Source organism: uncultured Salinisphaera sp. (assembly GCF_964012375.1).
GTDB lineage: Bacteria > Pseudomonadota > Gammaproteobacteria > Nevskiales > Salinisphaeraceae > Salinisphaera.
This window is the reverse complement of record NZ_CAXGSH010000102.1, coordinates 1-12,968: the sequence shown is the minus strand read 5'-3', so window position 1 is coordinate 12,968 and position 12,968 is coordinate 1. Positions and strand designations below refer to the sequence as shown.

Here is a 12,968-nt window from a genome sequence, read left to right as displayed (position 1 = left end):
CGACGCCGCCGCCCATGGAGTGGCCGACCAGCACATAGCGTTGTGCGCCGATGGAATCGACGAAATGGCCCAGGGTCTGGGCCATGCCGTCGGCGGAGGCGTCGTCGGCCAGCGGGGTGCCGCCATGGCCGGGCAGGTCCGGAATGATGACGTGCCAGCGATCGGTCAGATCGCGGGCGACTTCGTTCCAGTGGTTGCGATCGCCGGTGTAGCCGTGCAGCAGAATCAGCGTGGGGGCGTTGGCCGGGCCGCCCTCGGAATAGGGCATACGGCGGCCATCCGGCAGGGTGGCGGTATGGTTGGTCAGCCCCGCCCAGGCGCGTTCCTGCTGCATGAAGGCATCGAGCTGCGCGGTGGCAGACCCGCTGCGCATATGGGCACAGCCGGCGAGTAGCCCAAGCGCGGCAACCAGCAGCAGCCGGCTTAAAACACGGGCGTGATTCGAGCGATGACGCATGGCGATCTCCAGCAGCGCCGGCTGATCGAGCCGGCCTTGTGCATCATGGCACGGGCGCCGTGACCGGCGCGCGGTCGCGGTGTCGGCGGCTGGCATGATCGAAAGGCGATAGCCGACGCGGGTAGCGATGAGGGCGATCGGTCGCGGTGCACGGAGCGCCGACGAGCAGCCGTTATAATCGGCCGCCAATCCATAAAGCCGGCCCGCAAGGTTGTGCGCAGCGTTTGTCGCGGCCTGAGGCGGACCGGGATGCGCGATGACCCCTGCGTTTTTTGCCTTGCTGTTCGTGCTGGTTGTCAGCATTCCGTTGTGGCTTCGCTACCAGCGCCACCGCAGGGTGTCGCGGCGGCTGGCCGCCCAGGATGACGCCGATACGCTGTCGCCGCGGGATCGGCTGGCCGTTGCCCTGGCATATCCGCACGAAGTACTGATCGATGGCCGCGTGCACGCCACTCAAGGCGAGTTCGGCGTCACGGGCGGCCCCGGCCGCGACCGGCGAATTTATATCGGCGATCTATGGGTGCGCGTGCATGAAAGCCTGCTGGAGTCGATCGCGCCGTATTGCACCGCCCGTGTCGTACGCGCCTGGGACAAGTCGCTGGTGGTCGAACTCAACGGGGTGCCCGTGCTGCCTACGCTGGTGGCGGGCGATACGCCGCCGGAAAACCACAAAGACCACGGCGTGCGGTTGCTGGGCGAGCACCGCGAGAGCGGCGCCGATTTTCGTCTGCGCTTGAGCGACAGCGCGGTCGAAACCGGCGGCTTGCGGGTGATAAGCGCGAGCCTGATCGCCCTGGGCGCGGTGATCGTGATGCTGGCCGTGCCGAGCCTGCACCCGGTGTGGTTCGGGGTGGGCAGCCTGCCGCTCGTCTGTGGTTTGCTCGTCTATAGGCCCGGGTCGAGCGTGGGCAGGTACGAGCAGGGCGAGCGCCTGTTTCGGGTACGCGGCCGCGTGAGCGTGGCCGACCGCGAAGCCGATATACCGGGCAGCGAAAGAATCGGCGAGCTAACCGGCGATGAGTCGGCGCGTATATCGCAGATGATGATCAACCAGGCGGCCACCGGGCCGGTTCTCAGCCCGGCCCAGAAATGGCCCGTGGTGCTGATCGGCAATATCGTGTTTCGCTACCCCGAACACTGGCTCGAAACCCTGCGCGAGCGTACGCCAGCGGTCGCCGACGTCACGGTGACACAGCGTGGGCAGGTGATCAGCCATGCGGCGTTGTCGCGCTACAACGAGCTGAGACATTTTCCGCCCGTGGACTGGCTTTCGCACGCGCTGGTGGCCGGTTTGGCCCTGGCGGCTATCGCGATCGCGCTTTTTTGCGCCACGGCGGCCTATCGCACGCCCATGGATCTTGCGGCCAGTGCATCGGCTATGGACTGGCTCGACGGGCTGCCGGCGGCGCTGGCGTTCTATGGCCTGGCAGGGCTTGGCGTGTATCACGGTGTTTGTGCCGTGGTGGGGTTGTTGCGCGGGCGCGATCGCAGCGCGCGCCTGGCGCGCTGGCTGGCTACGCAATAACTTGCCGCGAGCCCGGGCGGGTGGTGGCCTTGCCGTGGGGCACGTGACGATGCGACCGGCAACGCCACGTTCGCGGCGTGCCTGGGCGCCGCTCCCTGCTACGTAGAGCGGTCGAAAAACGCAGTCGATCGCCGCGATCGGGTTAGAGGCACGCCGCCAAGGACGAGCCCGCCGGGGGCGGCGGGCTCGCGCAGCGGCTCAGGCAGCACAAACGGCAGAAGCCGGCGCTGCCTCGTAATGGTCGATAATCGTCTGCCAGCGGTCGCGTTCCTGGGCGATGTTGCAATCGCCGTGGGCGATCACTTCGTCGACGATGGCGCGGAACAGGCCGGCAAACGCGGTCAGGCCGGCGCTCATCTCCGCGGTATCGGGATGCATGAAGTTCAGGTTCGTGCCGTGCCCGACCCGGTTGACCCAGTAATGCACCGACTTGGCATTGCGCCGCGTGCCGATCACGGTAAAGGCATGGGCCGAGAGATCGCGAAAGGTGGGGATCAGCCGGGTATCGATGAACGACAGGCTGGTCATTTCCGGTGGCATGCTCGACAGCGTCGGGTCCACCACCTTCTGGGCCGGGTAGACCGGTACGCCGATCATGCTGCGCGCGGCCTTGTTGGCCTTGCGGGCGGCGGCCACGGTCTCGGCAAAGGAGTCGGCAATCGTGAACTCCAGCGGCACCGGATGCGCGAACCAACCCATGCTGTAGTGCTCGGCCTCGGAAACACGCGTCGAGCGCGGCGTGCAGATGGTAAAGCGCTCGCTGTGGCGCACCAGCCGCTCGATCAGGGCGGCTACGGCCGTGAAGCCGGCGCTGAGCGAGCCGCCTGCTTCGGCACAGGCCGCCTCGAAGGCCTCGGATTCGGCCACCGACAGAAAGTCGGGAATGGTGGTCATGCGACCGGGCGCGAAATCTTCCGGGCCGTTCAGCCCGGTGGCAAAGCAGAAGTCCGGCAATGCGCCGCCGTGCAGGGCCTTGAAGCGCTCCCATTCCGCCACCTGGGGCGAATCGGGCGTCAAGCGGGCGCAGTAGGCGGTATCGCGCCGGGCATAGTCGGCATACGACGCGCTTTCGGGTAGTTGATCGAACGGGTCGCGCCCGGCACGGAATGCTTCGTAGAACATCATGAGCTCTTCGAAAATCATGAACACCGAGAACCCGTCGGTCAGCAGATGATCGAGACAGACGGCGACGGTGAACTCCGGGTTGGCGGTATCGGCGCCGGCGTTTTCGATACCCAGCGCACTGAAAGAGAACAGATCCCATTTCGGAATGCGCGGCTGGCGTGCATCGATCACCGATGCGAAATCGGCCCCGCTACTGCCGGGCGCGGCCAGGTCCACCGACTCGGCGCTGAGCTCGATATCGTGCGCGGCCACGGTGCGGCTGGCCCAGTCGCCGTCGCGATAGTGAAAGCCTGTGTGGTAGACGTCGTGGCGCCGCAGATGCGCTTCGCAGGCTTGTTTGAAGGCCGCGTCGTCGTAGTGGTCGAACACCTTGAACGCAATGCCGAGAATGCGCACCGCGTTGCCCTGCATATAAGCCGAGGTCTCGCGGCTGGAGTCCAGCGCCGCGCGCTGGATCTCCGAAGGCGGCACGCCGTTCTCGGGGGCGCAGGCATGGGCCCGACGGGCGGCGTCGCTGGCGAAAAATAGCCGTGCGGGGCCGGCGGGCGCCGGCCAGTCGCGTAGTAGATTCATCTCCATGGTTAACTCCCTATTACCGATAAACGAATCGAGTGTTCGGGTGTGAACGATCGCTGGTGCGCGATCATTTCATGTCACATGAATTTATCTAAGCAAAATACGCGCCAAGGGCGACGGCTACGACACGTCTGCTTGCAGGCGCGGGCTCTTGTGTATCGATACTGCGTTAGCGATATGACGGTTTTTAGACGCGTGGCCTGTGGGCGGGGGCGAGGCCCCTCTTCGCCCACGCCTGTGAAAAAGTCCGCGCGCCACGGCCACGGGCGGTAAAGCCATTGGGGGATAAGACGCACAGCTGCCGGCGCCGACTTCTAGACGACGTTTAAAACAGCGGGCACGGCCGGCCGTTTTGGTGCCGGGTTGATGGTCAATACCGGCGCCGGCTGTCGCGGCGGCTGCAAGCCCGGTATGAGAACGCGCAGGCGCGCTTGTTATCCGTGCCGGCGAGCGCCGGGCGGCATAGGGGCTCGTTGGACGCGAAAACCGTTTCTTTACGAGCGCGCGGTCAACGCCGGCGCTCGCATCTGCATCGCTACGGTGAAGGATTACACGCCATAGGCAGGCGCGGCCGGCTCATGCGGTGCGTCGGCCCATTGCTCGCTCGGGCGGCGTTCGCTGCGTGCCTGAAATTGTGATGCCGGCTGGGCATTGTGCGAGCTGAGCTTGAACGCGCCGATGATGCGCGCCAGTCGCGTGGCCTCCTGGCTGAGCGAATCGGAGGCGGCCGCCGACTCTTCCACGAGCGCGGCGTTTTGCTGGGTCATTTCGTCGAGCTGGGAGACGGCCTGGTTGACCTCGAGAATGGCCGTGTTCTGCTCCTGTGCCGCGGTGGTGATTTCAGTGATCAGCCCGTTCACGCGATTGACCTGTTCGACGATGGATTTGATCCGCTCGCCCGTGCGCTCAACCAGGGCTTCGCCGTTGGCGGTTTTCTCCACCGAGGTATCGATGAGTGTCTTGATCTCGCCCGCGGCCTGGGTGCTGCGGTTGGCGAGGTTGCGTACTTCCTGGGCCACCACGGCGAAGCCGCGGCCCTGTTCGCCGGCGCGGGCGGCTTCTACCGAGGCGTTGAGAGCGAGCAGGTTGGTCTGGAAGGCGATCGAATCGATCACGGCGATGATCTTTTCGATTTCGCGGGCAGAGCCGCTGATGTCGCGCATGGTATCGACCACCGCGGCCATGGATTGGCTGCCTTCGTCTGCCGCCTGAGCCGCCTCGGAAGACAGGCGTGCCGCATGCCGCGAGGATTCGGCCGAGTTGGCCACGGTGCTGGTGAGCTCTTCCATGGCGGCCGCGGACTGCTCCAGGCTGGCGGCCGTGTTCTCGGTGCGCCGCGACAGGTCCACGCTGCCGGTGGAGATTTCGCCGGAAGCCATTTTCACGTTTTCGCTGCTGTCGCGCACGTCGATCATCACGTGGTCGATCTTGTCGACAAAGGCGTTGAACTGGGTCGCCACGGTGGCCAGCTCGTTGCGGCCGGCGACCGGCAGACGCTGGGTGAGGTCGCCGTCGCCGCTGGCGATTTCGCGCATGCGATCGCCAAGCTGACTCAGCGGACGGGCAATACTGCGGCCTACCATCCAGATCAGGACCAGGCCGAGCAGGGCCACCAGGCCGCTGACGAGAACCATGCCGAGGGTGTCGGCCGTGCGCTGGTCGGCGAGATCGCCTTGCAGCACATCGAGATCGGCCATGACCGCGGCCACCGGCAGCTGCATGACCAGCGTCCAGACGGTATCGGTATTACCGACCCGGATCGGACGATAGGATTCGATCATCTCGCCGTTGGTCGAACGGGCGCTGACCGCTTCGCCGCTCTGGCGGGCCTGGGTCAGCTTTTCGAGCCCTTCCGCGCTCAATACGCTCGTCGCCGGTTGGCCGAGTCGGGCTGCATCGCCGGTGTAGGCGACCAGCCGTCCCAGCGGCGCGACCAGCGCCATGCGCCCCGCGCCTTCATAAAGACCCTGGTTGGACTGGCTGAGCAAGGTCTGGATGAAATCCACGGATACGTCGGTGCCGGCCACGCCCTTGAACGCGCCATCCACCACGATGGGCACGCTGAAGGTGGCTACCATCACGCGCTTGTCGTCGTAGTCGTAGAACGCTGGGTCCACCACACAGGTATCGCCGCCTTCTTTCGGACACAGATAGTATTCGCCGCGCCGGATACCGGACTCCAGCATCTTGGGGTTTTCCATGCCGGTGATATCGAGGGCCGATACTTCAGCGACGCCCTGGTCGTTCTTGAATGCCCAGGGCCGGAAACGGCCGCTGCCATCGTAGCTCTGCGTATTGTTCGCGGGCACGACATAGGCATCGTCGTTGCCGAAGGCGTTCGGCTCCCAGCCGATGAAGGCATCCAGCAGAAAGTCGTTCTTTGCCACGGCCTGTTGGACCAGCGCCGACAGCTCCGGGCGGCCGAATTCGAACGCGGCGCTGTTCGCACCCGGCTCGGCCGCCAGTTCGCTTGCCGCGGCCAGGTCGCGGGCGATGCCCAGGGCCTGTTCCAGCTTGCGGTTGATCTGCTCGCCCTGGGCGTTGGCCAGGGCGGCCAGGCGTTCGTCGATGGCGCCTTCCAGCAGGGCGCCGGTACGTTGCTCCACGAACTCGCCGGTACGCTTGGTGGCGACATAGTTGTAGATCAGCAGGGCGGCGACCACGCTCAGGATACAGGCGCCGGCGGCCAGTACGACGAAGTGTTTGATCGAGGTGAAATGCTTCATGCGGCGAGGTCCGGATATCAGACGAACAGTGGTGTCATCGGATCCGGCTTGCCTCGAGGCGGATGGGCCGGGTCTCTCTCAAGGTAACGACACGGCTAAAGCAAACTTTAAAATCATGCGCTGGGTGGTATGTGCAGCTAAAGCCTTCGTCGATTCTTAATAAAGTGGCGCGAGGAGCGCCAAGCGGGCGCCCTGAGCTAAAACTGGCTGCTGGATGAAAGCCGCTATCTGAGCGATCCCGACAGGTTTCGATCGCTAAATATCTGCCACAAGAACAATTCTCGGTTCAGCCGGCGCGATAACAGGCCGTAATGCTCGGCGCGTGATCAATAGCACAACAGAAGATTGATGTTGAATGCAGTTGTTCGCGGCGTGATATGCCGTATCAAAGACCGGCCAGCCGGCGCTGACCGTACCCGCAGATACAAACGGCCGATACCGTCTCGCGGGCATGAAACGCATGACGGGCGTCGACAAGCACGGCGGCGGGCATGCGACACCTGGCGAACGGGCGAGATTGTTGTCAGTCGGCGGCGACGACCCAGTGGCCATTGCACAGGGTTTGGGCAAGCCAGTCGGCGACCACCCGCAGGCGCGGCAGATGCGCCATGTCCTGATGGCGCACCAGCCAGAGTTCGCGCCCGGCAGGGTCAATATCCAGCATGGCCAGGCCGGGGGTGCGATCGCCGATACAGCGCGGCACGAGGCAGCAGGCGCCGGTGGCCAGTGCCAGCTCGGCGATGATGCCCCCGCGGTTGGCGCGCAGCAGAGTTCGTCGTTCGGGGAAATGTTCGGCCAGCCATTGCTGTTCGGGCTTGTCGATGAAGGCCTCATCCAGATCCACCCACGGCGCGCGGTACGGATCGGCGTTCCTCTCGGCGGCATAAATGCCGTAAGCGAGATCGCCCAGCCGGCGGACATCGAGGGTGGTGCCGGCCGGCCGGGCCAGGCGCAGGGCGATATCGGCCTCGCGCTGGGCAACGCGCAGGTTGCGATTGCCGCCAATCAGGTCGATACGCAGGCCCGGATGCTCGGCGAGCAGGGCATCGATGCGGGGTGCCACTGCGTTTTCGAGCACGCCGTCCACGCCGGTGATGCGTACCAGGCCGGAGACGGGCTGGCGGCCGGGCGGTCTTTCCAGGCCGGTCAGCGTCGCGGCGAGCCGGTCTTCCATGGCACGGGCGGTGTCCAACAACGGTTCGGCGTGGGCGGTGGCGCGGAGGCTTTGGCCGTCCCGGCGCAACAACGGCTGGCCCAGCTTTTGTTCGAGGCGCTGCAGCCGTCGTGCCACGGTGGTCTGGTTCACGCCGAGCTCGCGCGCGGCCGCGCTCATCGTGCCGCCGCGACATACCAGCGCAAACGTTTTCAGGCCTTCCCAGTCGAGCGTGCTCATAACGGCTTTGTACTCTATCGCGGGTCTGCGTTTATGCAGAATATACCTGCAAAACCCCCGATTTTAATTGCGAATTAGCAGATGCATGATGTGCCCGTCCTATCCACCCCGTCCATTCAGGAGAGACAAGATGTCCGCACAAACCATGCTCCAGATCGCCGGCGCGGCGCTGCCGCTCGGCACGCCGAAAAACGCCGCCCTGATCGTGATCGATGCCCAGGAAGAATATCGCGACGGCGCCCTGTCGCTCTCGGGCCTGGCGCCGGCGCTGGATAACGTCGCCCGCCTGATCGCCCACTGGCGCGAAAACGGCGGCACCGTCATCCATTTCGTGCACCACGGCGAATCGGGCGGGCCGGTATTCGACCCGGACGGGCAGTATGTCGAGATCATGTCGGAGGTGGCGGCTAACGAGGGTGAGCCGGTGATCGTCAAGCATGTGCCCAACGCCTTCGGCGGCACCGATCTGGATGCCCGCCTGCAGGCGGCGGGCATCCAGCAGCTCGTGCTCGCCGGTTTCATGAGCCATGTCTGCATATCGACCACCGCACGGGCAGGCCACGAGCTGGGTTATCCGGTCACGATTGCCGAAGATGCCGTCACCACGCGGGATCTGCCGGCCACCGACGGTCGCGGCGCGATCGCGGCCGCGCAACTGCACCGCGCCGAGATGGCGATACTGTCGGATATCTTCGCCCGGGTGACGGCGACCGAAACCATCGTATCGGCCTGAAACAGCCCGGGCGGCACGCCCCGATCGCCGTTGCGGTGGTCGGGGGGTTTGGCCTGGGCGAGCCTAGTCGTGGCCGCCCCAGCGGCGCGGATCCAGCCGGCCTTCGTACATGGGCAGCTCCAGCGCCGGATCGTCTGCGCGCCACTGCGACCACAGCCGGTTGAGGCCGGCGGTGCCGAAGCGGCGCACGCGCGTGACCTCGTCCAGGTTGAGCACGTCGGTCAGCGTGCCGGCGGTGGCGCCAGTCAGCTGCGCGCGCACCCGGCCTTCCGGGTCGATGATCGCACTCTCGCCTACGCCGGAGGGCGTGGCGGCATTGACGCTGACCAGGAACACCTGGTTGAAGATGGCGTTGGCGCGGATGAGTACCTGTTCCTGGGCACGATCGCTGGTGGTGGTGGCCACCGGGTTGATGATCACCTCGGCGCCCATCCAGGCCAGCTGACGACAGACTTCGGGAAACCAGATGTCGTAACAGATCGCCAGGCCGATCCGCCCGACGCCGGGTATGTCGAACACGGTGAACGCCGAGCCGGGCCGATAAGGCTCGAACGGGCGCCACGGAAAACACTTGCGATAAGCCGCCACGCAGTCGCCAGCCGGCGAGAATACGGGCGCTGTGTTGTAAAGGTGGCCGTCCGTGCCGCGTTCGCACAGGCTGCCCGGTTGCAGCCATATGCGATGGCGGCGGGCGATATCGGCCAGCGCGCGCATACGCGGGCCGTCGATGGGCTCGGCCGCGGCCTCGAGCTGGGCACGGCGTTGCTCGGGCGTGCCCGCGTTCGGGCACAGGTGCATTTCCGGGTAGCAGACCAGCCGCGTTGTCGCTTCGGCTTCCGCGCTGAAATTGGGGCCGAAGTCGCTCAGCTGTACGGCGAGCTCCTGCTCGAATGCCTCGTAGTCGTCGCTGTTCAGGGCAGCCTGGGCCGGGCCCTGGATTGCCAGCACGGGTAGAAAACGCGTCATCGGTCGCTCCGCTGCGGGCTATTCTGCGTCGTCGAATTGGACCTGCGGCGGCTGCCGGGTGAAACCGCGGGTCAGATAGGTCAGCTGCGCCAGGCCCAGCGCCAGCCAGATCAGGCCCAGCACGACGGCATGGCTGTCGAGCTGGGTGAGCAGTACCAGGTTCACCAGGGCGCCGATGCCGGGAATGACGAGGCCGCCGATTACGCCGTAGCGATCGCGGGTCGGGCGATCGCGTCGGTACATGAACAACACCGACACGTTGACCATGGTGAACGCGATAAAGGCGCCGAAGTTGATGAACGAAGCCGCCGAGAGCACGTCCAGGAAAATGGCCACGATGCCAATGGCCCCGGTGAGTACGATATTAAACACCGGGGTATGGAAGTTCGGGTGCAGTTTGCCGAACAGCCGGCGCGGCAGCACGGCGTCGCGGCCCATCGCATAGAGCAGCCGCGATGCGCTGGCCTGGGCCGCGATGCCGGAGGTGAACTGGGCCAGCACCATGCCGGCCAGAAAGATCGCGCCGAACAGATCGGCGCCGATCGTGCGCGCAATTTCGAAGGCGGCCGAGTCGGCATCGTCGAAGATCGCGCCCGGGTGGACCAGCTGGGTGGTGTAGCCCACGGCCACATAGATGCCGCCACCGATGAGCGCGGTGAGCATGATGGCGCGCGGTATGTTGCGACGCGGCTCGATGGTTTCCTCGGTAAGCGTGGTCACCGCATCGAAGCCCAGAAACGAATAGGCCGCGATGGCCGCACCGGCGGCAATGCTCGACAGGTTGGACTGATCGTTGAAGAACGGCGTGGTGCTCAGCAGTGCCTCGGCGCCCTCGGCGGCGAATACATGGCGCAGGGACAGCAGCACGAAAAAGGCGACCACGAGCACCTGGAACACCATCAGCAGCGAGTTCACGCGCGCGGCGAGCTTGATGCCGTAGGCGTTCAAGGCGGTGGTCAGGCCGATGAAGCCGAGCAGGAACACCCAGCTGGGGACTTCCGGGAAGCGCGCGTTCAGATAGGCCGCGCCGATCAGCCAGATGACCATCGGCAGGAAGAAATAATCCAGCAGCACGCCCCAGCCGACCATGAAACCCACGCGATCGTCGATGCCGTTGCGCACATAGGTATACGCCGAGCCCGAGGCCGGGAAGCGCCGCGACATGATGCCGTAGCTGTAGGCGGTGAACAGCATCGCCAGGGTGGTCAGCAGATAGGCCGTGGGTACGGCGCCGTGCGTGGCTTCGGCGACCACGCCGAAGGTGCCCAGAACGATCAGCGGCGTCATGTAGGCCAGGCCGAAGAGCACGACGGCCTTGAGCGTGAGCGTGCGTTCGAGTTGCGTATCGGTTTCGGACATGCCAAGTATCCTCGAGTACGCGGCGCAGCAGCGAAGCCGTTGGCTCGCAGCGCCGGCTAGGTTGCGCCTGGCGCAAACCCCAATTCAAACCAGGCCCGAGGCGCGATGCGTTGTAGTCGACACCGTTCGCCAGAGCGCGATCCCAGGTTCCAAAAAAACGATAGCCCTGCGGCGCGGCCGGCGTATATAACCCCGCGGGGGTATGCCAGGGCGCAGCGCGGCGTGTTCGCGTATGGGTGACGTGCAAACGCGGGCGGCCACCGCCCAGACGATACGAGCGCTGGGCACGCCGCAGTTCATGCCCTGTTTCCTGTCGTTGCTGCATACCCTGGCCGCCTTCGACAACCTGATCGTGATCGCCTACTGCGACGAGCAGCGCCCCGAGGCCTTGTATCGCGAATACACCGATCCGGTGGTATATCTGCCGATGGACAGCGAATATCTGGAAGGGGCCTATGTGCTCGACCCGTTCTACCTGCAGCACCGCGAAGGCCGGGCCAGCGGGGTAGAGCGCCTGGCCGATATCGCGCCCGACCGGTTCCGACGCAGCGAGTATTACCGCAGCTACTACCGCCATACCACGCTCATCGACGAGATCGCGATCTTCGCGCGCCTGTCGCCGCTGATCACGCTGACCGCCTGCATGGGCCGGGATCGTTCCAGCGGCACTCGTTTTCTGCCGCGCGAGGTCAACGCCCTCAAACGCCACGAAGCCACTTTGAGCGCCTTGATGGAAACCCACTGGCGCGATTATCAGCCGGCGCTGGGCACGCCGGCCCGGGCGCTGCCGCTGAGTCAGCGCCTGCAGCATGCGCTGGCGCGCGAGCACGGCGTGCAGCTGAGTCCGCGTCAGGCGGAAGTGGCGCTGTATATCCTGCGTGGGCATTCCTCGCAGTCGATTGGCCGGGCGCTGGGTATCAGCGTCCAGACGGTGAAAGTGTTCCGGCGTCAGCTCTATGCCAAATGCGCGGTGTCGTCGCAGGCCCAGCTGTTTGCCCTGCTGTTACCGTTGCTGACCGAACTGGCCGAATAGAGGGCCGGCCCAGCCGGGCGCCGGATTCTGATATAAAACGGGTGGGGCAGCCGGCCCGACCTCGTCGTGTCGGCAGGCGGTCTATTGGGGAAGACAAATGCAGGAACGGTCACTGGAGCCGGCATGTCAGATCACGCCGGCGCGGCGGGTTGGCGCACGCCGTGGCTGGCAGTGGTGGCGCGAGAGTATTGAGCTGTTATCGGTGGATACCGAACGCTGGATCGTTGCCGTCTTGCTTTTGATGGGCATCGGGCTGGGCGTGGCTATCGTCTGCGAGTTCTTGCCCTATATCGGAGATCTGATTACCGGCCTGGTGATGCCGGTGTTTTCGGTGGGGTTTTTGTACCTGGTCTATCGCGTGCTCTACGGCCATACCTTCGCCTATGGCGATGTGCTGATCGGGCTACGCTATCGCACCACGGCCCTGCTGCTCGCCGGGGCGGCCCAGGTGGGCCTGCAGGTCATGGCCGGGGTGGCGTTCTTTTTCCTTTACGGGCTGTTCAATTCGGGCGTGCCCTCTGGCGGTTTTGGCACGCCCGCCGCCGAATTCGCGCGCGGCAGCCTTTCCCTTGCGGTGATGGTGCTCTTCTTCCTGCTGGCCACCTTTCTCTATCTCGCTGCGGTTTGGTTTCAGCCCGCGCTCGTGTTTTTTGGTGAAAGCGGGCCGGTACAAGCGATCAAACAGAGCTTTCACGGCGTATGGATCAACTGGCGTGCGTTCACCCTGTATGGGTTGGTGGGCCTCGGCGTGGCCGTGCTCCCCAGCGCGGTGTTCCTGCTGCTTTTCAGCATGGTCGCTGCATTCACGGCCGGTCTGCTCGCGCTGATTCTTTATGTTGTGGTCGGTATAGCGGCACTTGCGACGTCGTTGTTCTTTCTGGCCGTGATGGGCATGACCACCTATATGGCCTTTCGCGATATCTACGGGCTGGAGGCCGATACGGGCCGTTTTCTCTAGGGAAGCTCTGCACAACTTGTCGCGGTCGCGCCGGGTGCTTTGCGCGCGATTGACAGACAAGGGAGAGCGTAGCGTGCCCAAGCCAAAAACAAGTGGCACGGTAGCGAACACTGACGC

Annotated in this window: 10 protein-coding genes; 4 read left to right on the top strand and 6 right to left on the bottom strand. The window is 65.0% G+C overall.

The genetic code is table 11. The features are described 5' to 3' along the window. Positions 1–457: alpha/beta fold hydrolase (locus ABNU97_RS15080; protein ID WP_348767502.1), on the bottom strand; the 457-nt coding region annotated here is incomplete at its 3' end. Between the two features lie 256 nt (positions 458–713). Here ABNU97_RS15080 and ABNU97_RS15075 point away from each other — a divergent pair. Continuing rightward, positions 714–1,982, top strand: coding sequence for a hypothetical protein (locus ABNU97_RS15075; RefSeq protein WP_348767501.1), 1,269 nt, complete (start codon positions 714–716; stop codon positions 1,980–1,982). A 198-nt stretch (positions 1,983–2,180) separates the two neighbouring features. Here ABNU97_RS15075 and ABNU97_RS15070 read toward each other — a convergent pair whose 3' ends face one another. From ABNU97_RS15070 to ABNU97_RS15060, 3 genes are all read right to left on the bottom strand, one after another. Next, positions 2,181–3,686: a condensation domain-containing protein gene (locus tag ABNU97_RS15070; RefSeq protein ID WP_348767500.1), complete on the bottom strand. Its 1,506-nt coding sequence runs from the start codon at positions 3,684–3,686 to the stop codon at positions 2,181–2,183. 545 nt (positions 3,687–4,231) lie between these two features. Next, positions 4,232–6,409, bottom strand: coding sequence for a methyl-accepting chemotaxis protein (locus ABNU97_RS15065; RefSeq protein WP_348767499.1), 2,178 nt, complete (start codon positions 6,407–6,409; stop codon positions 4,232–4,234). Between the two features lie 523 nt (positions 6,410–6,932). Then, positions 6,933–7,802 (bottom strand): LysR family transcriptional regulator, encoded by an 870-nt coding sequence (locus ABNU97_RS15060; RefSeq protein WP_348767498.1) that lies wholly within the window; start codon positions 7,800–7,802, stop codon positions 6,933–6,935. Between the two features lie 130 nt (positions 7,803–7,932). Here ABNU97_RS15060 and ABNU97_RS15055 point away from each other — a divergent pair, with 130 nt between their 5' ends. Further along, entirely contained in the window at positions 7,933–8,535 is a 603-nt protein-coding gene (locus ABNU97_RS15055; protein ID WP_348767497.1) for a cysteine hydrolase family protein, read from the top strand. 63 nt (positions 8,536–8,598) lie between these two features. Here ABNU97_RS15055 and ABNU97_RS15050 read toward each other — a convergent pair whose 3' ends face one another. Both ABNU97_RS15050 and ABNU97_RS15045 read right to left on the bottom strand, forming a co-directional pair. Next, entirely contained in the window at positions 8,599–9,501 is a 903-nt protein-coding gene (locus ABNU97_RS15050) for a carbon-nitrogen hydrolase family protein (protein WP_348767496.1), read from the bottom strand. Between the two features lie 18 nt (positions 9,502–9,519). Then, positions 9,520–10,860, bottom strand: a complete 1,341-nt coding sequence (locus ABNU97_RS15045) for an APC family permease (protein ID WP_348767495.1) — start codon at positions 10,858–10,860, stop codon at positions 9,520–9,522. A 232-nt stretch (positions 10,861–11,092) separates the two neighbouring features. Here ABNU97_RS15045 and ABNU97_RS15040 point away from each other — a divergent pair, with 232 nt between their 5' ends. After that, the gene (locus ABNU97_RS15040; RefSeq protein ID WP_348767494.1) at positions 11,093–11,893 is read left to right on the top strand and encodes a helix-turn-helix transcriptional regulator; all 801 of its coding nucleotides are present in this window, start codon (positions 11,093–11,095) and stop codon (positions 11,891–11,893) included. A gap of 97 nt (positions 11,894–11,990) precedes the next feature. Then, positions 11,991–12,851 carry a BPSS1780 family membrane protein gene (locus ABNU97_RS15035; protein ID WP_348767493.1) on the top strand — a complete coding sequence of 287 codons (861 nt, stop codon included), beginning with the start codon at positions 11,991–11,993 and terminating at the stop codon, positions 12,849–12,851. Positions 12,852–12,968 lie beyond the last annotated feature (117 nt).